Genomic DNA, 25440 nt, shown 5'->3' with positions numbered 1-25440 from the left:
GGATGCCAGGGGCCGTTCTCGTTCCGCTGCGTCTCCCCAGGCCCGCCTATCCGTCCACAAAGGACACTAACCGCACCGAAATGCCCTATTAATGGCCGCATGACCGCATCTGCACGTCCGTGAGGGGCACCCTGAGGGAATCTGATTCCCTCAGGGTGGCCCTCACGGACCACACCCCCAATGCCGGGGACTTAAGGCGGCGCGGTGGGCGCAGTTGAGACGCGTTTGCCCAGGTCGCAGGACTGGCGGGACTGCGGCGGCTCGCCAGGGAGGACCAGCGCCCCAATGTGGCATTGGGTGCATGCGACGCACCCAATGCCACATTGGGTGCGTCACGCGCACGGTCAGATGGGCACCAATCGGGCATTTCGGCGGCATTGAAGTCCTTTATGGACGGTCAGTCCCCGGCATTGCCACGAACCCCGCCGCCGGGGGCCGTTCTCGTTCCCGGGACATTTGTCAGTGCCGGATCATGATGTTCAGCCTGGGTGCGGAGAGCGGCGCGCTGCGACTCTTCGCGGCATGACCTTCCGGAAGACCGCGATCGCGTCCCTGGCCGCACTTTCGCCGCTCTTCGCCGAGTTCCTGCTCGGCGACCAATACCTGGCAGGCCCGCCAGAAGTCGGCCGGCAACTGGGCATGTTCGCGATGTTCCTGATGCTGTACGGCGCCGGGGCGGTGTTGATCCGCGAGGTCGCGCGGCGGAGGAATCGCGGCTGGCCGACCATCCTCGCATTAGCGCTCGCGTACGGCGTCGTTGAAGAAGGACTGCTGACCCAGACCCTCTTCAACCCGCATTATCTCGGTCTCGACCTGCTTAAGTACGCGTACGTTCCCTGGCTAGGCATCGGCGGACAGTGGACGGTGTACGTGCTGACGCTGCACGTGGTGTGGAGCATCGCGACGCCCATCGCGATCGCGGAAGCCTTCTTCGGCCGCACCCCGTGGTTGCGTCGGCCTGGTCTATGGGCGTGGAGCAGCGTATTGGTCATCGGCTGCGCGGGAACGTTCTTCGTGACCTACCGAATGGGGCACTTCCTCGCCTCACCGCTACAGCTGATTGGCGCGTTCATCGTGGCCGTCGGACTCGTGTTCACTGCCCTTCGGCTGACGGCCACCCCGAAGCCGGTACGCGGCAACGGTTGGCTCGGTTTCGCGGTCGGCCTCATCGCGAGCACTGCGTTCCAGATCGTCATGAAGGCGGGACTCCTGCCTCCATGGCCGAATGTGGTCGTCATGCTGGCGCTGGAAGTGGCCGTGGTCGCGTACGCGATCCGCGTGCGTCCTCCCGCCATTTCGCTCGCCGCGGGTGCCGCCGTGACGTACGGATGGGTCGGCTTACTGACGGCCCTCGACGCGGGCCTTGCCGCGACAGTCGAACAGTCGGTCTTGGTCGCGGGCACACTCGCGCTCGTCGTGGCCGCTTGCAGCAGGCGGCGCACCCCGCAATGCAGTTAGTCTTTCCCGCGTGAGCGACCAATCCGAGGGCGGCGGCGAAAGCACCCTCACCGTTGTCCTGGCCGGCGGGGTCAACCTGGCCATCGCGATCCTGAAGCTCGTCGCGGGCATCATCACCGGGTCGGGCGCGATGCTGTCGGAGGCCGCGCATTCGGTCGCCGACACCATCACCGAGGTCCTGCTGCTCACCGCGTTGAAACGGTCCGAGCGGCCTGCCGATCGCCGCCACCCGTTCGGGTACGGCAAGGAGCGGTACTTCTGGTCGCTGCTGGCCGCGGTGTCCATCTTCGCTTCCGGTGCGGTTTTCGCGCTGTACGAAGGGTTTACCACCGTTTTCGGCGAAGGCGGCGAGCAGACGAAACCGATCGTCGGCTACATCGTGCTGGCGCTGGCTTTCGTGCTCGAATCGGTGTCGTGGACGCAAGCCGTCCGTCAGGTCCGGCGCGACGCGAAGGCCGAGCAACGGCCGTTCTTCGCCTACCTGCGGATGATTGACGACCCGGCCCCGAAAACGGTGCTCTTCGAGGACTCGGCGGCGCTGGTCGGACTGCTGCTCGCGTTCGCCGGGATCGGCCTGCACCAGCTCACCGGCTCGGACGTGTGGGACGGGATCGCGTCGAGCCTCATCGGCGTGCTGCTGGCGTGCGTCGCGTACCTGCTCGGCAGCACGAACCGGGGCCTGCTGGTCGGTCGGCAGGCGGATCCGCGCCTGGTCCGCGGCATCCGCGATCACCTTGGCGCGGCACCGGAAATCGACGCGCTGGTGGATCTGCAGACCATGCTGATGGGCACCGACCACGTGCTGGTGTGCGCCCGGGTGGACTTCGACGACGCGCTCGGCGCCGCGGACCTGGAACGCGCGTGCGTGCGGATGGCGGACGAGCTGAGTGAGCGGTTCCCGGACGTCGCGGAGGTGTTCATCGAGCCGGTCCCGCGAACGGATCCGAAGCTGCGGGCGGCGGTGCTGGCCCGGTACGGCGTTCCGCCGCGGCCGAGTCAGTAGCCGAAGTCCTGGGTCCAGTACCAGCCGTCGGTCGCGACGCCGACGCCCAGTTTCTTCAGCGAGCAGTTGAGGATGTTCTTGCGGTGCCCGCTGGAGTTCATCCACATCCGCATCACCTGGTCGGCGCTGGTCGCGCCCTTCGCGATGTTCTCCGCGCCCGGTTTGGGGTAGCCGGCGTCGGTGATGCGGTCGGCGAAGCTCTCGCCTTCCGGGGTGTCGTGGGAGAAGTAGTCGCGCTCGGACATGTCGTCGCTGTGCCCCTGCGCCGCCTTGTCGAGATGCGGTTCCTCGGCCACCGGGTCGCAGCCCGCTTTGTCCCGTTCGTCGTTGACCAGGCTGAGGACCTGCCCCACCAGCGTCGGCGAGCTGCGCGGCTTCGGCGTCGGCTTCGCGCTGCTGCTCGTCGGGGTGTCCTCTTTGGACTCTTCGGCGGACGGCGGGGGCGCGGGCTTCGCCGAGGTCGACGGGGCCGCCGTGGTCGCGGGCGCGCTGGTGGTCGGTGTCGCCGACGTAGAGGACGCCGGCGACACCGCGAACGGTCTCAGCGCACTCGCCGACAGCTCGCTGTCGCGGGTTTCCGGAACAGCGACGCTCAGTGTGTCGAGGTGCCCGGAGCGCAGCGCGAACGTCCCGCCAGCTGCTCCGAGCCCCCCGAAGAGAACACTGAGAGTCACACTTACGACTCGGACGCGCACACTAATGGAGGACACAGCCGCGGAAACTATCACGAACTGATTACGATGGTTACCTCCAAATGGCGCAGCGGCCTAAGACCCACTACTCAGCGTCGAGCACCTCGATGTACCCGTCAGTCCCGTTGACCCGGATCCGCTGCCCGTCCTTGAGCAACCGGGTAGCGCCTTCGACCCCGACGACCGCGGGCAGGCCGTACTCCCGCGCGATCACCGCGCCGTGCGTCATCAGGCCGCCGACCTCGGTCACCAATCCGGTGATCGCCACGAACAGCGGAGACCAGCTCGGGTCCGTGTACGCGGTGACGAGGATGTCGCCCGGTTCGAGGTCGGCGTCGGCCAGATCCAGGATGACGCGGGCGCGCCCCTCGATCGTCCCGGCGGACACCGGCAGCCCGACCAGCGCGCCTTCGGGCAGGTTTTCGCGCCGGTAGTTGCCGGAGACTGCCTCGCCATCGGAGGTGAGAACCCGGGGCGGCGTCAGCGATTCGTAGGACCGGAAGGCTTCCTTGCGCTGCTGGATCAGCTCGCCGTCGGCCTCGTTCGTCCGCACGACCTCCTGGAATTCCTGCAGCCGCAAGAAAAAGATGTCCTCCGCCGCGCCGAGCACCCCGGCACGCACCAGCCGCTCGGCCTCGCCGAGCAGCGCCTGCTTGTACACGAAGTAGCGGCTGATCATGCCGTACTTCGGGTACTCGCGGTATCCGGTGAAGGTCCGGACGCGCTCGATCATCCGCTGGGTTTCCTCGGCCTTCGCCTCGCCGTCCGGCAGGGCGCGCAAGCGTTCCAGCACCTCCTGTGCCTTGTCCATCGCCTCCCGCCGGCCATGGTCGAAGCGGCGCTGCCCGGCTCCCGGCTCGAAGTTCTTGATGTTGGACAACAACATCGGCACCAGCGCGACCGGCTGTTCACTCCACCGCGGCCGGGTAATGTCGATCTCGCCGACGCAGCGCATGCCGTACTTGTCGAGGTACCCCTGGATGGCCGCGCGCGACTCCTTCCCGCCGGCAAGCTTGGGCAACTCGTCCAGGAACCCGTTGTCCTCGACTCCCTGCAGGAACGCGACGACCTCGGGGTAGCCCCGGAGCACGTCCGCGACGTCGAGGAGCGCCAGGCCCATTTCCGCGGTGATGTTGTGCGGGACGGACTGGGTGAGCGTGTCAGCGACGTTCTTCTCGCCGAGCCATTCCTGGAGATGGTCGTTGAGCCACCAGGACGCCTGCATCGCCGCGGTGAACACCTGGTGGCTGCGCGGATCGAACAGGATCCGGCGCATTTCCTTGAGGTCCTCGAAGACGAAGTCGATCAGCTCGCTGCCCGACTTCGCCGCGATTTCGCGCTGTGCCTCGGTGATGGAGGCCTCGCTGTGCCGGATCAGTTCGGTGACGACGGTCGGATCGGTCGCGATCGTCGCCGGTTCGGCACCGGGAATGTGCTCGCCGGGTCCGTCGTCGTCGGCCAGCGGGATGAAACCGTCGCGGGAAAGGACGGTCGCCAGCGCGTCCCCCATCAACGGGTCGGATTTCCCCGCCATCTCAAGGAAACTGGTGCGGCTCTTGGGCACCGACAGCAGCGGAGTGGCGTCGGCGAACAGCCGTCCGCCTGCCTCGGCCATCGGACGCGGGGTCGTCAGCTGCCAGAACGACAGGCCCAGCGGCTTCATGGCGTCGGTCATCATCTGCTGGTGCCCGACGGAGACGTAGACGTGGTTTGCCTCGTCGGTCGCCACCGGAATCGGGAACAGCGTCGTGATCGGGCGGCTCTGGACGATCTGGAACTCGCCGTCGGCCAGGCACCATTCGATGTCCTGCGGACGGCCGAAATGCGCTTCGATCGTGCGGCCGAGTGCCACCAGTCCGACCACCTGCTCGTCGGTCAGCGCGGCCTGTTCCTGCTGGTCAGCGTCGATCAGCTGTTCTTGGGTGCCGCCGCCCGGCACGGCCAGGATCGCCCGTTGCTTCGCGGCGATCGCTTTGTCGATGATCGCGCCGTCCCGCACCTGGTAGCTGTCGGCGTTGACCAGGCCGGAAACCAGCGCCTCGCCGAGGCCGAAGCTGGCCTCCACGGTCGCGATCTTCCGGTTGGACGTCACCGGGTCCGCGGTGAAGAGCACCCCGGCCGCCTGCGGGAAAACCATCTGCTGCACGACCACGGCCATGTGGACTTTCCGGTGGTCAAAGCCGTTTCGCAGCCGGTAGGTCACCGCGCGTTCGGTGAACAGCGACGCCCAGCACTGGCTGATGTGCCGCAGCACCGCCTCCGCGCCGATGACGTTCAGATAAGTGTCCTGCTGACCAGCGAAGGAGGCCCCCGGCAGGTCCTCCGCGGTCGCGCTCGACCGGACCGCGTAGGCGATTCCCTCGGCCAGCGCGCCGGTGATCTCCGCCGCCAGATCGTCCGGGATGACGATCGCTTCGAGGACTTGGCGCACCTCCGCGCTGCCCTCGCTGATCGCGTCCCGATCGTCCGGGTTGAGGCTCGACAACCGTTCCAGCGGCCCGGCCAGTTCCGGCGTGTTCCCGACGATCCGCTCGAAGGCGTCCGTCGTCACGCAAAACCCAGGCGGCACGCGGACGCCGTCGATCCGCGCGAGTTCGCCCAGGTGCGCGCCCTTGCCCCCGACGATCGCGACCTGCGCCTGGTCGATCTCCCCGAGACCGAGCACGTAGCTGCCCATTCGTTCGCTTCCCCCGTACGTCGTCGTTCTCTTCTTCGCCTGCGAGTGGCAGCCTTCGGCCGGAGATTCTGCGGTACCACCCGGGTCTTGCGGCAAGTCCCCCAGTGCGTTATAAGTTAAATACGGCAGGGAGAAGTGCTCTCCTTGCTCTTTTTTTATCGCGGGACGACCTCAGTCGTGGTGGTCGCCGCCTTCGTCACCGGACGGCCGGTCTGGTCGGCCGCGGTCGCCGTCGTGGTTGTTGTGGGCAGGTCCGCGCGAGCCGAGAGCGTGCAGGCGCGGGTGATCTGCTCGCCCGGGGCCAGCTCGGCGACGGTGAACGAGCACGCCGGATCTGTGTCGCGAACGGTCACGTCGTGCAGGGGAGCGTCGCCAGTGTTGCGGAGGGTGCTCACGTACGTCACTGGGTCGCCCGGTCGGATTGGCTGTTGCAGGTGGTCGCGGCGCAGGTCCATCGCCGGATGGAGCACGGCGAAGTCCGGCTTGCCGGTCGCGGTGACCGGCGGGCCCCACGGCGCGGCCGCGGTCACGGTGGCCGGGGTGGCGGCTGTCGCGGCGGGAGCCACGCACTGGTAGCGCTGGGTTCCGCCGACCGGCAGCTCGGCGAAGGTGTGCCCGCAGGCCGCTTCGTCCGCCCGGACGTCGTGCAATGGCTGATCGCCGGTGTTGGTGAGCACGACCTCGAACGGCACCGAATCGTCGGCTCGATACGCACGGTCGGTGGCGTGCTTGGCGACGGTCAGCGCTGGCTTTTTCACCTTGAACGAGGCCTGTGCGGAGCTGCTCACCGTGCGCTGTGTCGGGTCCGTGCCGGTCACCTTCGCGGTGTTGGTGAACCCTGCCGGCCCCGCGGTGATCGTGCACCGGTATTCGATCTGCGCGTCCGGGGCCAGGCTCGGGGCCTGGTGCGCGCAGGCTGGGGTGCGATCGTCCACAACGGACACCGCGGTCAGCGGGACGTCGCCGACGTTGCGGACCAGCACCGAGAAGGTGACCTTCTCGCCCTGGCGCACCTCGTACGGCTGGGCGTCCTTCATGATCGCGATTTCCGGGTGGATCACGTCGATCTTCGCCGAGCCGGACGCGGTGACCGGGCGGTTCGTCGGGTCGGTGCCGGCCAGCGTCGCGAGCACGGTGAAGTCGTCCGGCTTGGCCTTCACGGTGCACTGGTAGCTCTGCGCGGCGCCGGGTTCGAGGCGGTCGAACTTCTTCGGGCAGCTGGCATCGTTGCTGGTCACGCCGGTGAGCGCGACGTCGCCGGTGTTGGTGACCGACACCGTCACGGCGAGGGTGTCCCCAGCGCGGGCGACGGCCGGGTTCACGGTCGTCATGACGGTGAGCGTGGGGTGGATCACGTCGATGTGCGCGTCGGCGGACGCGGTGAGCGGCGGGCCGACCGGCGGGTTTCCGGTCGCGTGCGCGGTGCTGACCGCGTCGTCGGCTGGGGCGGGGATGGTGCAGTCGTAGGTTTTGTTCGCCTTCGGTGCGAGAGTGTCGAGGGTCTTCGCGCACGGGCCTTGGTCGGCGACCTTGACAGCGGTCAGCGGAGCGTCGCCGGTGTTGGTGACCGTGAGGGTGAAGGTGACCGGGTCTCCAGCACGGAACGGGCCGCCGTGGACGGTCTTCGTCAACGCCAATCCCGGGTGCACCACGGTGAACGCGGCGTCCGCGGTGGCGGTGACGGTACCGCCAAGCGGGTCGGCGGCAGTCACCTTCGTGGTGTTGGAGTAGCCGTCGTGTCCGGCCTTGGTGGTGCAGGTGTACCGCTTTTCTTCGCCGGCGGCCAGAGTGGCGAAGTCACGGGCACAGTCCGGCGTCTTTTCGTCCACAATGGACGCCTTGGTCAGCGGGACGTCTCCGCTGTTGCGCACGGTGACGGTGAAGGTGACTTGGTCCCCTTCGCGCACCTGTGTCGGCACGACGGTCTGGGCGATCTGGACGGCGGGGTGGATGACGTCGACGTGCGCGCTCGCGTTCGCGGTGACTGGACGGCCGGACGGATCTGTGCCGGTCACTGTCGCGTCGCTGGTGAGGTCATCGGCGGCGGGTCGCGTGCAGGTGTAGGTCTGTTTTGCCTGCGGGGCAAGGGTTCCCAGCCGCTTTCCGCACTCCGGGACAGCTGGGTCGGCGACCTGGGTGTCGTGGAGTTCGGCGTCGCCGGCGTTGGTCACGGTGAGCGTGAACGTCGCGGGCTCGCCCGGGTGCACGACGGTCGGCGCGACGCTCTGCGCGAGCGTGATGAGCGGATGGATGACGTCGATAGCCGCTTCAGTTGCCGCCGTCACCGGTGCCCCGACCGGCGGTTTCGCGCTGACCTGCAGCGCTTCGGTCACGTCCGCGCCCGGTGCGGTCGTGGCGCAGTCGAACGTCCAGCTGGCGCCGGGGGCGAGCGCATCGTGTTGCTGCGTACAGCCTTCGGCGCGAGCCATGGACGTGACGGCCAGTCCGGTGAGCGGCACGTCGCCGGTGTTCGCCACGGTCACTTGCACCGCAACAGCGTCGTTCTCCCGGAAAGGTCCACCTTGGACAGTCGCGGTCAGCTTCACCGCAGGGTGCTGCACGGTGAACGCCGCGCTCGCCTTCGCGGTCACTGGCCGATCGGTCGGATCCGTGCCGGTTACCGTCACGTCGTTCGTAAAGCCCTGCGCTCCAGCGACTGTGGTGCAGGTGAAGGTCTGCTTGCCTTGTACGGCAAGGGTTCCGAGCGTCCGCGCGCATTCCGCGACCCGGTCATCAGCCACCGCGACATCACGGAACTCGGCGTCGCCGGTGTTGCTTACGGTCACCGTGAACGTGACGCGGTCCCCCTCGCGCACCTGCTCCGGCGCGGCGACGACCGTGGTCGCGAGCGCCGGGTGCACCACGTCGACCCAGGCATCCGCGGTTACTCGCTGTGTCGCGCCGAGCTGATCTTTGCCAGTCGCGACAACGGTATTCGTCACGTCGTCCGCCGGAGCTAACTGTTCGCACTTGTACGTCTCGACCGCGGCGGGAGCGAGGGTGCCGAACTTGCGGACGCACCCGGGCACGCTGTCGTCAGCCACGGCAACGTCGTCGAGCGGCACATCGCCGGAGTTGCGCACGGTGACGGTGAACGTGACGCGGTCCCCTTCGCGCACCTGCGCGGGGGAGGCGGCCGTGGTGACCGCCAACCCCGGATGGATCACCGTGACAGTGGCCGAGGACTTGGCCGTGACCGGTCGACCGGTGCCGTCGGTACCCGTCGCGGTGACGGTGTTCGTGGTGGTCTGGCCGGGATTCGCGGTGCACGAGTACGTCTGCTGGGTACCGGGGGTGAGCACGCCGAAGGACCTCGAGCACGCCGGATTCGTGTCGTCGGTGACGTCGACCGGATTGAGCGGGCTGTCGCCGGTGTTGCGCACGGTGACCTTCCAGGTGACTTGGTCCCCGCCGTGCACCACGGGCGGAACAGCCTCCTTCGACACGGTCAACGCAGGGGTAATGACCGGGATCTTCACGTCCGCGGCCGCGCTGACGACCTTGCCGAGCGGGTCGATCCCCTTCACCGTCGCCCGGGCTCCGTTCGGCAGCGGAACCGTCGCCGTGCAGGTGCCGACCACCGACTGTCCCGGCGCGAGCGAGCCGATCGGCCGAGCGCACGAGGGGACCCCTGGGTCGCTGAGGGTCACGTCGTGCAACGGGACATCGCCGGTGTTCACGGTCTTGAGTGTGAAGGTCGCCTGATCGCCAGCGCGATAAGCCGGTTTGTCGACCTGCTGGCTCAACGTCACCGCCGGGCGGAGGACATCGACGTGGCTGCCCGCCGAGGCCGACAGCCGCTCCCCGCCCGCGCCGACGCCAGTCACCTTGACCGTCGAGACGAAACCCTTTTCCGGGGCGGCGAACGTGCATTGGTACCGCGCGGTGGCCCCCGGCGCGATGGCACCGATCTTTTTGCCGCACTGCGGATTCCGCTCGTCCACAACGTCCACATCGGACACTGCGGCCGCGGTAGGGTTCGTCACGCGCACCGTGAACGTCACCTGGTCGCCAGCGTGCACCCGATGCGGCTCCGCAACTGCGGCTACCTGCAGGTTCTGCGTCGGCCCGGCATGCGCGACGGGCGCGGCCGGAGTCAGCAGAGTGGCCATCAGGCCGAGGACTAAGAGCAGACGTTTCCCGGCCGAAACCATGCCCGCGATTTTTCCACCATCCGGTGACGTCGCGGCGATTTCCTACCCGGCAGTGGGATTACCTCACTCCGCTGTGCGATTGGTGAGACGCACGGTTGACTCGTGGGTGATCGCCGCCGCCTGATCGAGGAAACCGATCACCGTTTGGAGTTGCTCGTCGGAGTAGCCGGCCGCGACCGCCTTGGTCGCCGCGACGATGTGGTCCCACAGCGGCGCGATGCGCTCGACGCCCGCCGGGTCGATGCCGACGAGCACTTTCCGCCGGTCCTCCGGATGCGGCATCCGGTTGACCACACCCTTGCGCTCCAGCCGGTCGACCAGCGCGGTGACGGACGCGGGCGCGAGCCCGGCGTACTCGGCCAGCACCTTCGGCGTGAGCGGACCGAGCCGGGCGAGGTAGTCGGTGACCTTGCTCTCGACCGTCGAGAGCCCGTTCCGCTCGGCGAGGGCGGTGTGGAACATGACCGTCTCGGTCGACAGCACCCTGGAGCGAAGCAGCAGCTCAGCGACCAGATCCTCGCGTTCGCTTGACATGCCCGGGAGTCTAGCGGACTATTTAGTTCGACAGAACGAATTACTTTCTAAGATATTCGAAGGGGCGAACAATGGCACGAGTCTTGATCGCGGGCGGGGGCATCGCGGGGGCGATCACCGCGATCGCGCTGCACGAAGTGGGCCACGAACCGGTGCTGTACGAGGCGTACGACCGCAGTGCGGAGGGAGTCGGCGCGTTCCTGACACTCGCCGTGAACGGCCTCGACGCGCTCACGCCGCTAGGACTGAAACCGCTGGTCAAAGACCTCGGTTTCGATACGCCGCGGATGACGCTCGGGCTCGGCAACGGCCGTCAGCTCAGCGAGTTCCCGCTCGGCGGGGCGCTGCCGGACGGCACGGTGAGCCAGACCGTTTTGCGCTCCGACCTCTACGTAGCGCTGCGCGACGAAGCAGTCAGACGCGGCGTGGCGACCGAGTTCGGCAAGCGCCTCACCGACGCCAGCCAAACGGCCGACGGCGTCACCGCGACCTTCGCCGACGGCACAAAAGCCCACGGCGACCTGCTGATCGGTGCCGACGGTCTCCGGTCGACAGTCCGCGGGATCCTGGATCCTGCCGCGCCGTCGCCGCGATACGTACCGCTGCTCAACACCGGCGGTTTCGCGCGCGGCCTCGACCTGGACGACGAGCCAGGCGTGATGCACATGGTGTTCGGCCGCAAGGCGTTCTTCGCGCACGTGCTCGCGCCGGACGGTGCGGTCTGGTGGTTCGCGAACGTGCCGCACGCGAGCGAGCCGACGGAATCCGAACTCGCCGCGATGCGCGGCCCCGGCTGGCGGAAGCGGCTGCTCGACCTGGCTCGCCCCGACCGTACTCCGGCCACCGCGATCATCGAGGCCAGCGAAAACATCTACGAACCGTGGGCGACGTACGACTTCCCGACGGTCCCGGTGTGGCACCGCGGCCGGATCGGCCTCATCGGCGACGCCGCGCACGCGACGTCACCCGCGGCCGGCCAGGGCGCGGCGATGGCGATCGAGGACGCGGTGACGCTCGCGAAGTGCCTGCGCGACGTCTCCGACCCGGCGGCCGCGCTGACGACCTTCGAGACCTTGCGCCGGGAGCGAGTGGAAGCCGTTGTGGCGCAAGGAAAACGCAACGGCGACGCCAAGGCCCCCGGCCCGGTCGGCCGGGTGCTCCGGGACTTCTTCATCACGCGCGCGATGCGCAAACCGGCGACCGACGACCCGAACCGGTTCATGTGGGAGCACCGGATCGACTGGACGGCCCCGGTGAAGGCGGCCTAGCGCCAGGTGTCGACGCGGTGGAAGTTCTTGTACGCCCGGCTGGGCGTCGGCCCGCGCTGCCCCTGGTAGCGGGAGCCCGCCTCGCTGGAGCCGTACGGGAATTCCGCCGAGCTGGACAGCCGGAAAATGCACAGCTGGCCGATTTTCATCCCCGGCCACAGCGTGATCGGCAGGTTCGCGACGTTCGACAGCTCAAGCGTGATGTGCCCGGAGAAGCCCGGGTCGATGAAGCCGGCGGTGGAGTGCGTGAGCAGCCCGAGGCGGCCGAGCGAGGACTTGCCCTCCAGCCGTCCGGCGAGGTCGTCGGCGAGCCGGACCTGTTCGAACGTGGACCCGAGCACGAACTCGCCGGGGTGCAGCACGAACGGCTCGTCGCCCTCCTTTTCGACCAGCGAGGTCAGCTCGTCCTGCTGCAGCTGCGGGTCGATGTGGGTGTACTTGCTGTTGTCGAAGACCCGGAAGTAACGGTCGAGCCGGACGTCGATGCTGGACGGCTGGACCATGTCAGCGTCGAAGGGGTCGATGCCGAGACGGCCTTCGTCTAGCTCTTTGCGGAGGTCACGGTCACTGAGCAGCACGGATGCAGCCTATCGGGCGGCTGGACGCGGCCGGGGCGCCCCTACCGCGTTCATCCGCTTGAGGTAGCGCCGCCGCCCGAACGCGCCGATCGCTTCCTGCAGCGCGGTCGCGCCGGGGACAAGCTGCCGGACCGTCTCCGCCGCGTAGTTCACCCCCGCGGCGGCGAGCACCGCGGCCTGCGCGACCGGGTTGTCCGGCAGCCCGAGGAAGTCGGCGTTGTCCCGCCCGAGCACGAGCCGGCTGATCGCGGAATGCACGCCGACGTTCACCTGCGCGAGCACCTTCCCGGCGGCCCCGCGCCCCTCGCCGATCGCCGCATGCGTGTCGACGAGGGCGCGGGCGAGCCGCTTCGAGTCGTCGTCCGGGATGAACTCGGTGGCCGCCAGCATCCAGAGCAACCGCCAGGCGTCGTCCTCATCGGCGGGCAACAGCTCATCGGCGACGCCCATCAGCCAGCCGACGTAGCGCCAGAGGTGGAGGATGTCGGCCTTCTCGCGCGCGGTGTAGCGGAGGCCGAGTAGCTGCGTGCCGAAGACGTAGACGAGGGAGAAGAGGAGGAGGGTGCCAGCGGTCTGGACCTGATTGACCGGCCGATCCCACCGGTCGTAATCCCAGTCCGGCCGGTTGTTCATCGCGCGCCGGACATGCGCGTGCACGAGCCGGATCCGCAGCGCGGCTTGGTATCCAGTGCCGTGCTTTTCGAGCGCGCCCGGAGTCGTGACGTCAATCCACCACACCGCGGTCTCGATCAGCCGGCGCGGTGCGCGGTACTCGATCTCGCCGGTGCCGACCAGGGATTTCGTTGCCCGGGAGGCGAGATAGCCGCCCATGAGCGACATGTCGCCGAGGGGAAAGAGGCCGAGGAGCCCGGCCCGGGTGATCGCCCTCGCACCGCTGACGAGCCGCTGGTGATCGACCCAGTACGGGGTGGCTTCGACATGGGTTTTGAAAGCTTCCAGCTCCGGAGGTCCCGGTTTCCCGGCCAGTACCTCGTCGACTCGGCTTTGGTTGTGCGGTTCCCGGTGCAGCCACTCGACGACGGCGTCGGCCAGGGCGTCTTCCTGCTGCGCGAAGGTGCGGAGCCGCTTGAGCTGGCCTTCGTCGGCGGTGGCGCCTCTCGTCCGGGCGGCCAGGCGGAACCCGCCTTGGCGGAACATCTCGGGAGACATCCCGGGGTCGTCCATCGCACACCTCCGCACCGTGGGTCGACAACAAGTGTTGTCACTTTGCCGGCGGGGCGTCAAGGCGTGGCCCGCTGGACATGGGGGCACCGTGGTTGTGTATGCTGGCGGAGCACTGCGGATGTAGTTCAATGGTAGAACATCAGCTTCCCAAGCTGAATACGCGGGTTCGATTCCCGTCATCCGCTCTCATAGAGAAGCCCCAGGTCACATGATGTCTAATGTGGACCTGGGGTTTTGTTTTGTGCACCCAATTCACCTGTTGCGCCATTGGCTGGCCGGTATCGACACTCGGAACGTCGTCCATCTGCGCCCGGGGCACTCCGGCGGTGCCGGTGTCAACCAGAATCACGCCGGCTTGCTCGATCCGCTGCCAAGTTCGCGACGGGCCACTTCCTTGGCACGCCGACCCAGGTCATGCTCGCCGTCGAACACGCCTACCGTGCGAAACCGACGGCGAGGCGGCTCTGCCTCCACCAGTTGCCGAAGGGCCGCCAACGCAGCGGGTACCCGTTCGTCGGGAACGGCCTCAAGGAGGCGACGGGCCTCTTCCCGAGGAACGCCCGGGTCCGGGTTTTCGCTAGTCGTCATGCTCCCTATCTTGGCCGTAACCGTGCATACCGCTGGCGCACGCGAACCACGGGCCACCGGCGCACTGTCGGGATCTAGCCCTGAGCGTGGGACTTGTCTGCCTCGGTCGACGAAGTTGCCCTCCGGTGAAACCAGAACAACCCGCACAGCACCGCCAGCCACACCACTCCGACAACCAACGCCAGCCGGGTGTCCTCGGCGAACGCCATCACCACGAAGATGAACACCATGAACGCCATCGTCAAAACCTGCCCCACCGGCCAGAACGGCACCGGGAACGCCAGGTCCTCGGCAGGCGACTGACGCCGGGATCGGTAGTGCGTAAGGAGGATCATGAACCAAACCCACACCGTCGCGAACGTGCCCACCGACGCGATCAACAGGAAAGCGCTGTCCGGCAACAGGTAGTTCAACACCACAGCCAGGCTCAGAGCGGCAGCAACGACCAGGACGGTCATCCACGGGATGCCATTCCGCGTCACCCGGGCCATGATCGCGGGGGCTTGGCCGCGCTTGGCCAGGCCGTAGATCATCCGTCCGGCGCCGAAGATGTCGCTGTTGATCGCGGACAGCGCGGCAGTCACCACGACGATGTTCAAAACCGTTGCGGCGGAGTGCAATCCCAGACCGGCGAAGATTTGGACGAAGGGGCTGCCGGAGGTGCTGATCGTGTTCCACGGGTTCAGCATCATGATGATCGCCAGGGTCGCCACGTAGAAAAGCAGCACCCGAACCGGGACGGTGTTGACTGCTTTCGGCATGGCGGTGCGCGGGTCTTCGGATTCGGCGGCGGTGAGTCCCAGGATTTCCGTGCCGCCGAAGGCGAACATCACCAAGGCGAACGACGCGATGAAACCGCTGATGCCATTGGGGAACCAGCCGCCGTGGGACCACAGGTTGGTGACGCTGCCGGACGTGGCACCGAGACCGAAGATCAGGATTGCCGCTCCGCCAAGGATCATCGCGACAATCGCGACTACCTTCACCAGCGTGAACCAGAATTCCAGCTCGCCATAAACCCGTACGCTGACCAGGTTCGCGGCGGCGATGACCAGGATCGTCAGCACCACCCAGATCCAGCGTGGCACGTCGGGGAACCAGAACCCCATGTACACAGCCAAAGCCGTGACATCGGCGACGCAGACGATCACCATTTCGAACGCGTAGGTCCAGCCGGTCAGGAAGCCAGCTAAGGGACCCAGGTGCTTCCGCGCGTATTCGCCGAACGAGCCGGGGGCTGGGTCATTGACCGCCATTTCGCCCAAAGCGCGCAGGACGAAGAAGATCGCCGCGCCGCCGATCAGGTAAGCGAGCAGGACGGACGGGCCCGCTTTGGCGATCGTGTCCGAGGAGCCGTAGAACAATCCGGTGCCGATCGCCGAACCCAAGGCGATGAACCGGATGTGCCTGCCGTTCAGCCGGCGGCTCAAACCATCCCCGGACTTCGTCGTCATCGACGCCTGCCTCCCGAAATCGGTAGCCCGCGGTGCGAGCGGGTCGGCACAGTAGAACTGATCCGGCCCGGGCCGCCCAACCGACGGCTACCCGAAAGCGTCTGCGATTTCAGACGGTCTACAAAGGACTCCTCAGCCTTCGACCAGTTCCCACGGCGCACCGGGTTCGGCGCGGTCGAACACCTGGCCAGGCGCGGCGAGCAAGGTCGACACGACGTCCGGGTACAGCTGCACGACGTGTTCCAGTTCCAGGCCCTCCACCTCGAAATCCTCCGCCTCCGGGACCTCGAAGCCGACGAACAGCCAGGTGCCGTCCTGCTCCCGGACGACCTGGCGGACCGCGCGCGCCGGCGCCGCGGCGGTCGTGCCGATTTCGGTCAATCCGGTGCTCAGCTGGACTTCTTCGAGCGGCGAACCGGGATGCGTCCAAGCGGCGATGCGGGCGTCGCGGTGGGCCAGGTCCTCGTCGAGGTCGTCCGAATCCGACACCGAGCTGAGCAGCCAGGTGAGGCGGTCCGGATCCCAGTCCGCGGCCATGCCGGCGGGCACGTCGGCCAGCGCGGTCAGGTGCGGCAGCAGGGCGACTGCCTCGCGCAGGACCATCGCGCCGAACAGCTGGCGGTTGACCTCCATGTCCTCTTCGAACTCGGCACCGTCGCTGATGAACCAGTCACCGTCGTCGTCGAGGACGACGAACGCCAGCTTCTCCGGGTGCTCCACCAGCTCGTGCGCGATGATCACCGGGGATTCCGGGTCCTGTCGCAGCGGCCATTCCTCGGACATGCTCACTCCCCGTCGTCGATCATCTGCAACCACTCGGCATCCGGCGCCTCGCGGAAGAACACCTCGCCCGGCTCCGCGTCGAGCAGTTCGGCCACGTCCGGATACAGCTGCGCCACGTGCCCCAGCTCCAGCGTGTCGACCTCGACGTCGGTCTCCTCGTCGGGATCGGGCACGTCGAAGCCGACGAACATCCACGTGCCGTCCTCGTCCCGGCTCGCGTAGCGCACGCGGCGGGCCGGAGCGTCCGCCGCGGTGCTGATCTCCATCAGCCCGAGGCTGAGGTTCGCCTCGTCCGCCGGCGACCCGGCGTGCGGCCAAGCGGCGGCGCGAGCGTCCCGGTACGCGCGGGTTTCCTCGTCATCACTAGGAACGATCGGCGAAATCAGCACCCAGGACGCACTGTCGGCATCCCAATCCGCACCCATCCCGGCAGGCAGTTTCGCCAGCGCCGTCAGCTGCGGCAGCAGTTCCACGACGTCGTGCAGGCACATCGTCGCGAACTGGTCCTGGTCCAGCTCCGGATCGTCGCCGAACTCCGTGCCGTCGCTGACGAACCAGCCCTCCTCGTCGTCGAGAAGGACGTGATCCAGCTTCTCCGGATGCTCGATCAGGCCCCGCGCGACAAGCACCGCGGCGTGCGGTTCCTGCCCCATCGACCAGTCTTCCGACATGCCCGCTCCCCACCTCGCGTACGACTGCGGGCCCATCCCACCAGACCCGCCCGCCCGGGTGCACAGCGCGTCTCCGGCAGGAAATTCCACGTGCGTTGGATTAGGCTGGACGGCATGGTGCTGCCTGAACGTCTCGCCCGGTTCAACCGCGTGGTCACCAACCGGGTCACGAAGCCTTTCGCCGACAAACTGCCTGGATTCGGCGTGATCGTGCACCGCGGCCGCAAGTCCGGCCGCGAATTCCGCACCCCGCTGAACGTCTTCCGCACCGACGACGGATTCGTCGTCGCGCTCACCTACGGACCGGACGCCGACTGGGTGCGCAACGTCCTCGCCGCGGGCGGCGCGGAGGTGATCACCCGCGGCCGTAAATACCGCGTGCGCGATCCGGAACTCGTGCATGATGAGTCGCGCCGGCCGATGCCGCCCGGGGTGCGGCAGTTCCTCGGACTCGTCGGCGTCACGGATTTCCTTGTGCTGAAACGAGAATAAAGGGGGAGCGGGATGCTCACCGGGAAGCTGGTGCGGCTGCGGGCGATCGAACCGTCGGACGCCGAATCGATCTACCGGTGGATCCACGACCCGGAGGTCGGCCGGTACATGACCGGCGATTACCCGCGTTCGCTCGCCCAGCTGCGCAAGCGGGGCGAGGAACGTCCGGTGAACACGTACGAAAACGTCGTGCTCGGCATCGAATCCCTCGAAGCGGGCAAGCTGATCGGCGTCGTCGACCTGCGGGACGCAGCCCCAGAGATCGGCCGCGCCGAGCTGGACATCTACATCGGCGAGACCGATCACTGGAACGGCGGCTACGGCACTGAGGCGCTGAAACTCATGTGCCGGTACGGATTCAACGTGATGCGGCTGCACCTGATCGCGCTCTGGGTGGTCGCCGAGAACGAGCGCGCGCGGCACGTCTACCGCAAGGTCGGGTTCGTGGAGGACGGCAGGCACCGCGAATGTCATCGCGGGCCGGACGGCCAGTACCACGACATGTACCTGATGAGCCTGCTCGAACCGGAGCTGAACGACTGAGCTAGCTCTTGACCTGCCGCTTGCCCCACAGGCTGGCGGCGAGCGTCACGCCGATCGCGGCCAGCACGACCTGGGTGATGATCTCCAGCCAGTCGATGCCCTTGGTGTCCGCGTAGCCGATCCCGCGCGCGATCGCGGTGCCGACGAACGCGGCGACGATGCCCACCAGGAGCGTGAGCCAGATCGGGATGGACTGTTTGCCAGGTGCGACCAGCTTGCCGAGCAGGCCGAGGATCAGGCCGATCACGACCGCGCTGATGATGCCGGAAACCGCCATGGCGAAACTCCTTCTGCCGAGAGGACCGGGCTCGACCGGTTTAACCCGGAACCCGGGGCGCCAAACCCGGCTTACCGCCCGTGTGCGGTCACCGCCACCGGAAGCACGAAAAATGCCCCGGTCCGGGTGCGGAACGGGGCATTTTTCCAGCCAGTGCGATCAGAACGCGGCTTCGTCGATCTCCATCAGCGCGTTGTCCGCGGCCTCCACGATGGCGCGGCGCGAGGTCAGCTCCGGCAGCACGCTCTTCGCGAAGAACGACGCGACCGCCAGCTTGCCCTCGTAGAACGGCTTGTCCTTGGCCGACGCGCCGTCGTCGAGCTTCGCCAGCGCGACCTCGGCACCCTGCAGCAGCTTCCAGCCGACCAGCAGGTCGCCGACCGACATCAGCAGCCGGACGGTGTGCTGGCCGACCTTGTTGATGTTCTGCGGGTCTTCCTGCGACGAGGTCAGGTAGCCGATCAGCGAGCCCAGCATGCCCTGGGTGTCCTCGAGCGCCTGCTTGAGCAGCGCGCGCTCGTTCTTGAGCCGGCCGTTGCCCGCCTCGGACTCGATGAACTTGGTGATCTCGCCGGCGACGAACGCGAGCGCCTGGCCCTTGTCGCGGACGATCTTGCGGAAGAAGAAGTCCAGCGACTGGATCGCCGTGGTGCCCTCGTACAGCGAGTCGATCTTCGCGTCGCGGATGTACTGCTCGATCGGGTAGTCCTGCAGGAAGCCCGAACCGCCGAGCGTCTGCAGCGACTGCACGAGCTGCTCGGTGGCCCGCTCGGAGCCGACGCCCTTGACGATCGGCAGCAGCAGGTCGTTGACGCCGTGCGCCAGCTTCAGGGCGGCTTCATCGCCCTCACCGGTCCACAGCTGGTCCTGGAAAGAGGCGGTGTACAGGTAGATCGCGCGCAGGCCCTCGGCGTAGGCCTTCTGCAGCATCAGCGAACGACGCACGTCGGGGTGGTGCGTGATCGTGACGCGCGGCGCGGCCTTGTTCAGCATGTTCGGCAGGTCCGCGCCCTGCACGCGCTCCTTGGCGTACTCCAGCGCGTTCAGGTAGCCGGTGGACAGCGTGGCGATCGCCTTGGTGCCGACCATCATCCGGGCGTACTCGATGACCTGGAACATCTGCGCGATGCCGTCGTGCACCTCGCCGAGCAGCCAGCCCTTGGCCGGGGTGCCGTGCTGGCCGAAGGTCAGCTCGCACGTGGTGGACACCTTGATGCCCATCTTGTGCTCGATGTTGGTGACGAAGGCGCCGTTGCGCTCGCCGAGGTCACCGGTCTTGGAATCGAAGTGGAACTTCGGGACCAGGAACAGCGAGAGGCCCTTGGTGCCCGGCTTGGTCTCGATGCCGGGACCCTCGGGACGGGCCAGCACCAGGTGCATGATGTTCTCGACCATGTCGTTCTCGGCCGAGGTGATGAACCGCTTCACGCCGTCGATGTGCCAGGAGCCGTCCTCCTGCTTGATCGCCTTGGTGCGGCCGGCTCCGACGTCCGAACCGGCGTCCGGCTCGGTGAGCACCATGGTGGCTCCCCAGCCGCGGTCGATCATCAGCTGAGCCCAGTGCTTCTGCTCTTCGGTGCCGTTCTTGTCCACGATCATGGCGAAGTTCGGACCGGCCAGGTACATGAACAGCGGGGCGTTCGCGCCGAGGATCAGCTCGGCCGCGGCCCACTGGACCGTCGGGGGCAGGCCGAAGCCGCCCAGTTCGTTGGTGAGGCCGAGCCGCCACCATTCGCCGTCGACGAGCGCCTTGTAGCTCTTCTTGAACGAGTCGGGGATCGTCACGCTGAACGTCTTGGGGTCATACACCGGCGGGTTGCGGTCCGCGTCGGCGTAGGACTCGGCGAGCGGGCCGGTGGCGAGGTTGTTCAGCTCCGACAGCACGCCGCGAGCGGTCTCCTCGTCCGACTCGGCGAGCACGCCCTTGCCGAGGCGTTCCTGCACGCCGAGTACCTCGAAGAGGTTGAACTCCAGGTCTCGGACGTTGCTCTTGTAGTGGCCCATGTCGTCACTCCGTGTCGTGTTCGGCTTTCCGGCCGGGCACTGGTTCCCTTACTCGCCGGTAACATCAGGATATTACCTACCAGTAACCAGAGCAAGCGAATCCGCCCTTCCAGGGGTGCCAATTCGCTCGGAATAACGGGTCGACCAGCGGACCGCCTCACCGCGTGCCGCGCGCCACGGCCTCCTGCACGGCCGGGGGACCGGCACTGTCGTCAAGCTGGGGGACCAGGATGCCGCTGCGGAACGCGATGGTTACCGCGTGTGTCCGGTCGCGGGCGGAAAGCTTCCGCAGAATGCTCTTCACGTGAGTCCGCACGGTTTCGACGGACAGGAAGAGCAGCTTCGCGATCCCGGAGTTCTCCAGCCCCTCGGCGACCAGCTGCAAAACCTGGTACTCGCGCCGGGAAAGCGGCATGGCGCCCTTGGGCTGCACGAGGTGCCCATCGGCCGGAGCGGCTCTTGGCGACGGCTCCCGCTTGGGCCGCGCGGTGAGCGCGGACAGCGCCGGGTCGATGTAGCGCCGGTCGTGATGCGCGCGCCGGACCGCCTCGGCGAGCCGCCGGGAGTCGACCGCGCGCGGAACGATGGCGTGCGCACCCGCCCCGATGGCGGCCGCGAGGTACTGCTGGGTGCGGTTCGTGTCGCGCACCAGGGTGACCAGCACCAGGGCCGGGTCGCCCGCGTTGAGCAGCTTCGCGAGGTGGCAGTTGGGGTCGAGCGCGGAATCGAGGATCACGACGTCCGGGCGGACCTGCTCGCACAACTGCATCGCCGCGTGGTGGCTCGCCGCCTGGCCGGACCAGTGCAGGCCCAGCGTGCGGTGCACCATCGCCGCGATGCCCTCGCGGAAAATCGGGATGGGGTCGACGACCGCGACTCCCAGGCTGCGACCGCCGGCCGGTTGACCGGCCGACATGGGCGTTCGGTGGGGCTCGATGCCACGCATCTCGGGCCTCCGTCCTCAATGGTCGCTCCCGGTGACCGGCACGCCCCCTCGGCGTGCCCGCCGGTCCCCCCTGCCGGAACCGGCCGGGAACGACACCTTGTCCCTGGTTCGACTCCGCCGAGAGCGGCTTGTGACGCGGTTTCCCCCTCATGGCCGTAACGGCTGGTCGCAGCAAACTCTGAGTAGAAAAATGGTCGCCAAGTGCGCGTGAACGGCGCAGCGAGGGTCCGCCCACGTGGGTTAGCTCTACTGAGGGTTTAACTGCTCGGGTGAATCTCCGGTGACCGCCCGTGCGCGCAAGCGGCCGAACTCCCCGGCGAGGGTTTTCGGGGTCCAGTGGGCGTTGAGACCGCTCGGATTGGGCAGAAGCCAGACCCGAGTTGTCCCGATTGTCCGTTCTTGCGGCCCGACGGCGGCTTTGCGATCGCCGAACGCGACGCGGTAGGCGGTGATCCCGACCACTGCCAGCCAGCGTGGGCGGTACTTCTTGACCTTCGCGGTGAGGATCTGGCCGCCTTCGCGGAGTTCGTCGTCGGTCAGCTCGTCGGCGCGGGCGGTGGTCCTGGCCACGACGTTGGTGATGCCGAGGCCGAGGTCGAGGAGCTTGGCCTGTTCGCTCGGGTCCAGCTGGCGCGGGGTGAAGCCGCTGGCGTGCAGGGCGGGCCAGAAGCGGTTGCCGGGGCGGGCGAAGTGCAGGCCGAGCGCGCCGGAGTAGAGGCCGGGGTTGATGCCGCAGAAGAGGACGTTCAGGCCGGGGGCGAGGACGTCGGGGATGGTGGTTCCGTGTGCGGCGGCTTGTTCGGCCTTGGTGGGTTTGGCGGGCATGGGGTTCAGTTTCCCGGCAGATTGAGGGGCCTGATGGCGCCCGGTCGATCTCTATCTGGAACTACCCTCCGCTGGCAGCGGTGCCCGGTCGTCGTGCTCAGCAGCCATCTGGTTGACGGGCCGGATCGGCACGCCCTGCCAGCGGCGGCAGCTGGCTCCTGGCGGGCAGCTGCTGGCCGAAGCGACCGGCCCTCCGCCACCGTCCGCTACGCGCTCGGCGACCGAACCTGGAAACAGCACTTCACCTGCGAAAACTTCCCCTCGAACCCACCCTCGGCCAACCCGAGCCGAGGTTCGAGCGCTGGTTCTCCGCGCGATCTCGGCCCGCGGGGTAGCCAACGCGGCGCCCCGATCGGTAGCCTGTGTGATCTCTCGCACAACGGCGTCGACGAGGAGGGCACATGCAGCTGTGGCTAGTGCTCGGCCTAGTAGCACTGATCATCGCCATAGCGTCCCTGATCGTGATCCTGGAAGACCGCCGTGCCGCGCGTCAGGCGGCGATCGCGAGGCGAGCCCGGTTAGCGCGCCTTGGCGAGGTCGATCCGCTCGCTCCGGGCAGGCTCCACGCGGAGGGTTGAAGAGATCGGCCGGAGAGCGAGCAGCAGCGCCCCGGCCAGCCAGCCGAGTCCGGCGCCGAAGGTGTTGGTCATGAGGTCGTCGACGTCGAAAATCCGGTAGACGAACGGCGCGGTTCCGAAGTTCGCCGTGAGCTGGGTGATCTCGATGGCCAGTGAGGCCGCGAAACCGATCGCCAGCGCGCCCACCAGGCCGCGCCGCCACAGCGTCCTGGCGAAGAAACCCAGCGGGACGAACAGGAGCACGTTCATCGCCGCCTGCTGGAAGGTCTGCGTGGTGAACCAGTCCGCCGCCGAAAGCCCGTGCTTCACCAGCTCGGTGTGGATGTCGGCGATCCACTGGAACGGCTCCAGCTGCACGGTCTGCTCCAGCCGCCTGCTGTTCGGGCCGGGCAGCGGCAGGAAGACGACCGCCAGCGCCATGCACGCGTAGAACACGACCGCCGCCGAGGTCACCAGGCTGCGCAGCCGCGGGCGGCCGTGGCGCGCGACCTGGAGCACGAACTGCGGCACCAGGATCGTCGCCCAGATGGCGAGGAACCCGATGAACCCGTACTGCAGGGCGGTGACCTGTGCGTTCGTCATACCGAGAACGCTATGGATCTTGCCGCGCGGGCACTTCGGTCGAAGAGCCGGAGGGTCTGGACCACGGGTCGGCCAGATGGCCGAGTGCGTGCTGACCGATCGGTCAGCGCTCGTGCGAAGGCGGTTCGTCGTCCCGGTCCGCGCGCTCGGAACGCCAGGCCGCGAAGACGGTGCCGGCGATCAGCAAAAAGACCACGCCGAGCGCAAGCACGACGAGCTGCGTTTCCATTTGTCCCCCTCGGTACCCACCGCTCAGATCGGGAAGGGGCGGCCGAACGTTACCGAAACTTTCATCCGGCACCGGCCGTTCTGCCCTGGTCAGAGGCGTCCAGTTTGGGCAGACTGCTTCGCCGGGCGTCCGCATCAGGGGTCAAGCGGGCGCGAACCCCGGAGGAAACATGAAGCTCTTCACCCGGCTCGCGGCCACCGCCGCGGCCGCACTGGCCACCGTGGCCGTCACCAGCGCGCCCGCCGAGGCCGCACAGACCACCGACGTCCGGATCATCACCTTCAACGACCTGCACGGGAACCTCGAACCGCCGTCCGGGTCGAGCGGCCGGATCACGCTGCCGGACGGCACCAAAGTGGACGCGGGCGGCGCGGCCTACCTCGCGACGCACGTCAAGCAGCTCGAAGCGCAGGTGCGCAATTCGATGGTGCTGTCCTCGGGTGACAACGTCGGTGCGTCGCCGGTGATCTCGGCGCTGTTCCACGACGAACCGACCATGGACTTCCTCAACGACCTCGGCGTGAAGGCGTCCGTGGTGGGCAACCACGAGTTCGACGAGGGCTACCAGGAACTGCTGCGCATGCAGCTCGGCGGCTGCAACAAGACCGACGGCTGCCAGTTCCGCAAGAGCTACGACGGCGCGCGCTTCCCGCTGCTCGGGTCCAATGTGTACTTCGACAACGGGCTGCCCGCGTTGCTGCCGTTCAGCATCCAGTTCTCCGGCGGTGTTCCGGTCGGCGTCATTGGCGCGACGCTCAAGGACCTCCCCTCGGTCGTGACGCCGGAGGCCATCAAGGGCCTCAAGTTCGGCGACGAGGTCGAGGCGATCAACCGCACCGCGAACATCCTCGACCGGCTCGGGGTGAAGTCCCAGGTCGTAGTGCTGCACCAGGGCGACGAGGCGCTGCCCGGCGCGGGCCCGAACGACTGCAAGGTGCAGCCGAATGGCGCCGCCGCGACGATCGCGAAGAACGTGACGCCGAAGGTCGACGCGATCTTCACCGCGCACAGCCACCAGCAGTACAACTGCGTCATCAACGACCCCGCCGGCCAGCCGCGACCGGTGATCCAGGGCGCGTCGTTCGGGCGGCTGCTGTCGGTCGTGGACCTGAAGATCGACCGCCGCACGCGCGACGTGGTCCGGTCGCAGACCAAGGCGCACAACGAGATCGTCACCCGCGACGTCACCCCGGACCCGGCCGTGACGAAGCTCGTCGACGAGGCCAAGACGAAGGCCGCGCCGATCGCGAACAAGCAGGTCGGCACCATCACCGCGGACCTGCCCGCGGCGGGAGGGCCGTCCGGCGAGTCGCCGCTCGGCGACGTGCTCGCCGACGCCCAGCTCGAAGCGACCAAGTCCAACAACGCCGTAATCGCCATGACGAACCCGGGCGGCATCCGCGCCGACCTTACGTACAAGTCGTCTTCGGCGGGTGAGGGCGACGGTGTCGTCACCTACGGCGAGGCGTTCACCGTGCAGCCGTTCTCCAACATCATGCAGACGATCACGCTCACCGGCGAGAACCTGAAGAACGTGCTGGAACAGCAGTGGGGCCAGTCCGGTGGCACGAAGATCCTGCAGATCTCGAAGTCGCTGCACTACACGTACTCGGCGGCCGCTCCGGTCGGTTCGCGGGTTTCGAACATCACGGTCGACGGCAAGGCGGTCGACCCGGCTGCCAAGTACCGGGTGTCGGTGAACAACTTCCTCGCGGCGGGCGGGGACGGGTTCACCGAGTTCAAGAAGGGCACCGACCTGGCTGGTGGGCCGGTCGACCTGGACGCGTTCATCGCCTACCTCGGCGCGCACCCGGGTATCGCTCCGCCGCCCGCGGACCGGATCACCGCTACTCCGTAAGTCAGTAGTTCAGTAAGTCAGCGGAGCCCTCGCCCACCCGGGCGGGGGCTCCTCTCGTTTC

21 protein-coding genes and 1 tRNA gene are annotated in these 25440 nt (G+C 67.7%); 7 read left to right on the top strand and 15 right to left on the bottom strand.

Features of this window, described 5'->3' with window-relative positions; translation table 11 throughout:
• Nucleotides 1-522: 522 nt before the first annotated feature.
• On the top strand, nucleotides 523-1458 hold the full coding sequence (locus ACFSVL_RS12280; RefSeq protein ID WP_378303534.1) for a hypothetical protein: 936 nt from the start codon (nucleotides 523-525) through the stop codon (nucleotides 1456-1458).
• 10 nt (nucleotides 1459-1468) lie between these two features.
• Nucleotides 1469-2461, top strand: coding sequence for a cation diffusion facilitator family transporter (locus ACFSVL_RS12275; RefSeq protein WP_378303532.1), 993 nt, complete (start codon nucleotides 1469-1471; stop codon nucleotides 2459-2461).
• Here ACFSVL_RS12275 and ACFSVL_RS12270 read toward each other — a convergent pair.
• From ACFSVL_RS12270 to ACFSVL_RS12255, 4 genes are all read right to left on the bottom strand, one after another.
• A complete protein-coding gene (locus tag ACFSVL_RS12270; protein WP_378303530.1) occupies nucleotides 2455-3135 on the bottom strand; it encodes a CAP domain-containing protein in 681 nt (226 codons plus the stop codon). The genes ACFSVL_RS12275 and ACFSVL_RS12270 overlap by 7 nt on opposite strands.
• Nucleotides 3136-3238: 103 nt before the next feature.
• Nucleotides 3239-5830 carry a rifamycin-inactivating phosphotransferase gene (rph, locus tag ACFSVL_RS12265; protein WP_378303528.1) on the bottom strand — a complete coding sequence of 864 codons (2592 nt, stop codon included), beginning with the start codon at nucleotides 5828-5830 and terminating at the stop codon, nucleotides 3239-3241.
• Between the two features lie 155 nt (nucleotides 5831-5985).
• A complete protein-coding gene (locus ACFSVL_RS12260; RefSeq protein ID WP_378303526.1) occupies nucleotides 5986-9942 on the bottom strand; it encodes a DUF7507 domain-containing protein in 3957 nt (1318 codons plus the stop codon).
• 105 nt (nucleotides 9943-10047) lie between these two features.
• Complete coding sequence (locus ACFSVL_RS12255) at nucleotides 10048-10518, bottom strand: MarR family winged helix-turn-helix transcriptional regulator (RefSeq protein ID WP_378303524.1); 471 nt, start codon at nucleotides 10516-10518, stop codon at nucleotides 10048-10050.
• Nucleotides 10519-10589: 71 nt separating this feature from the next.
• On the opposite strand from ACFSVL_RS12255, the gene ACFSVL_RS12250 reads away from it, so the two are divergent.
• The gene (locus ACFSVL_RS12250) at nucleotides 10590-11786 is read left to right on the top strand and encodes an FAD-dependent oxidoreductase (protein ID WP_378303522.1); all 1197 of its coding nucleotides are present in this window, start codon (nucleotides 10590-10592) and stop codon (nucleotides 11784-11786) included.
• Here the strand turns inward: ACFSVL_RS12250 and dcd are convergent.
• Nucleotides 11783-12364, bottom strand: a complete 582-nt coding sequence (gene dcd, locus ACFSVL_RS12245) for a dCTP deaminase (protein WP_378303520.1) — start codon at nucleotides 12362-12364, stop codon at nucleotides 11783-11785. The two genes, ACFSVL_RS12250 and dcd, sit on opposite strands and share 4 nt — an antisense overlap.
• A gap of 9 nt (nucleotides 12365-12373) precedes the next feature.
• The gene (locus ACFSVL_RS12240) at nucleotides 12374-13549 is read right to left on the bottom strand and encodes an oxygenase MpaB family protein (protein ID WP_378303518.1); all 1176 of its coding nucleotides are present in this window, start codon (nucleotides 13547-13549) and stop codon (nucleotides 12374-12376) included.
• Nucleotides 13550-13663: 114 nt separating this feature from the next.
• Between ACFSVL_RS12240 and ACFSVL_RS12235 the strand changes: the two genes are divergently transcribed.
• Nucleotides 13664-13734, top strand: a tRNA-Gly gene (locus tag ACFSVL_RS12235).
• A gap of 477 nt (nucleotides 13735-14211) precedes the next feature.
• On the opposite strand, the gene ACFSVL_RS12230 is transcribed toward ACFSVL_RS12235, so the two are convergent.
• The 3 genes from ACFSVL_RS12230 to ACFSVL_RS12220 all read right to left on the bottom strand — a co-directional run bounded on the left by ACFSVL_RS12230 (nucleotide 14212) and on the right by ACFSVL_RS12220 (nucleotide 17045).
• Nucleotides 14212-15591 (bottom strand): amino acid permease, encoded by a 1380-nt coding sequence (locus tag ACFSVL_RS12230; RefSeq protein ID WP_378303516.1) that lies wholly within the window; start codon nucleotides 15589-15591, stop codon nucleotides 14212-14214.
• A 132-nt stretch (nucleotides 15592-15723) separates the two neighbouring features.
• Nucleotides 15724-16374 (bottom strand): hypothetical protein, encoded by a 651-nt coding sequence (locus tag ACFSVL_RS12225; protein ID WP_378303514.1) that lies wholly within the window; start codon nucleotides 16372-16374, stop codon nucleotides 15724-15726.
• Between the two features lie 2 nt (nucleotides 16375-16376).
• Nucleotides 16377-17045, bottom strand: coding sequence for a hypothetical protein (locus ACFSVL_RS12220; protein WP_378303512.1), 669 nt, complete (start codon nucleotides 17043-17045; stop codon nucleotides 16377-16379).
• Between the two features lie 114 nt (nucleotides 17046-17159).
• On the opposite strand from ACFSVL_RS12220, the gene ACFSVL_RS12215 reads away from it, so the two are divergent.
• Nucleotides 17160-17537 (top strand): nitroreductase family deazaflavin-dependent oxidoreductase, encoded by a 378-nt coding sequence (locus ACFSVL_RS12215; protein WP_378303510.1) that lies wholly within the window; start codon nucleotides 17160-17162, stop codon nucleotides 17535-17537.
• 12 nt (nucleotides 17538-17549) lie between these two features.
• A complete protein-coding gene (locus tag ACFSVL_RS12210; protein ID WP_378303509.1) occupies nucleotides 17550-18080 on the top strand; it encodes a GNAT family N-acetyltransferase in 531 nt (176 codons plus the stop codon).
• Between the two features lies 1 nt (nucleotide 18081).
• On the opposite strand, the gene ACFSVL_RS12205 is transcribed toward ACFSVL_RS12210, so the two are convergent.
• From ACFSVL_RS12205 to ACFSVL_RS12180, 6 genes are all read right to left on the bottom strand, one after another.
• Nucleotides 18082-18357 carry a GlsB/YeaQ/YmgE family stress response membrane protein gene (locus tag ACFSVL_RS12205; protein WP_378303507.1) on the bottom strand — a complete coding sequence of 92 codons (276 nt, stop codon included), beginning with the start codon at nucleotides 18355-18357 and terminating at the stop codon, nucleotides 18082-18084.
• A 159-nt stretch (nucleotides 18358-18516) separates the two neighbouring features.
• Nucleotides 18517-20361: an acyl-CoA dehydrogenase gene (locus ACFSVL_RS12200; protein WP_378303505.1), complete on the bottom strand. Its 1845-nt coding sequence runs from the start codon at nucleotides 20359-20361 to the stop codon at nucleotides 18517-18519.
• Between the two features lie 157 nt (nucleotides 20362-20518).
• Complete coding sequence (locus ACFSVL_RS12195; protein ID WP_051172085.1) at nucleotides 20519-21307, bottom strand: response regulator transcription factor; 789 nt, start codon at nucleotides 21305-21307, stop codon at nucleotides 20519-20521.
• 246 nt (nucleotides 21308-21553) lie between these two features.
• Nucleotides 21554-22132 carry a G/U mismatch-specific DNA glycosylase gene (mug, locus tag ACFSVL_RS12190; RefSeq protein ID WP_378303503.1) on the bottom strand — a complete coding sequence of 193 codons (579 nt, stop codon included), beginning with the start codon at nucleotides 22130-22132 and terminating at the stop codon, nucleotides 21554-21556.
• Nucleotides 22133-22650: 518 nt separating this feature from the next.
• Nucleotides 22651-23292 carry a VanZ family protein gene (locus ACFSVL_RS12185; protein WP_378303501.1) on the bottom strand — a complete coding sequence of 214 codons (642 nt, stop codon included), beginning with the start codon at nucleotides 23290-23292 and terminating at the stop codon, nucleotides 22651-22653.
• Between the two features lie 103 nt (nucleotides 23293-23395).
• Nucleotides 23396-23521 carry a hypothetical protein gene (locus ACFSVL_RS12180; protein WP_378303500.1) on the bottom strand — a complete coding sequence of 42 codons (126 nt, stop codon included), beginning with the start codon at nucleotides 23519-23521 and terminating at the stop codon, nucleotides 23396-23398.
• Between the two features lie 169 nt (nucleotides 23522-23690).
• On the opposite strand from ACFSVL_RS12180, the gene ACFSVL_RS12175 reads away from it, so the two are divergent.
• Entirely contained in the window at nucleotides 23691-25379 is a 1689-nt protein-coding gene (locus ACFSVL_RS12175; RefSeq protein ID WP_378303498.1) for a bifunctional metallophosphatase/5'-nucleotidase, read from the top strand.
• Nucleotides 25380-25440 lie beyond the last annotated feature (61 nt).

Source organism: Amycolatopsis silviterrae (genome assembly GCF_042684085.1).
Taxonomy (GTDB): Bacteria; Actinomycetota; Actinomycetes; order Mycobacteriales; family Pseudonocardiaceae; genus Amycolatopsis; species Amycolatopsis silviterrae.
This window is presented reverse-complemented; position numbering and strand designations above follow the sequence as displayed.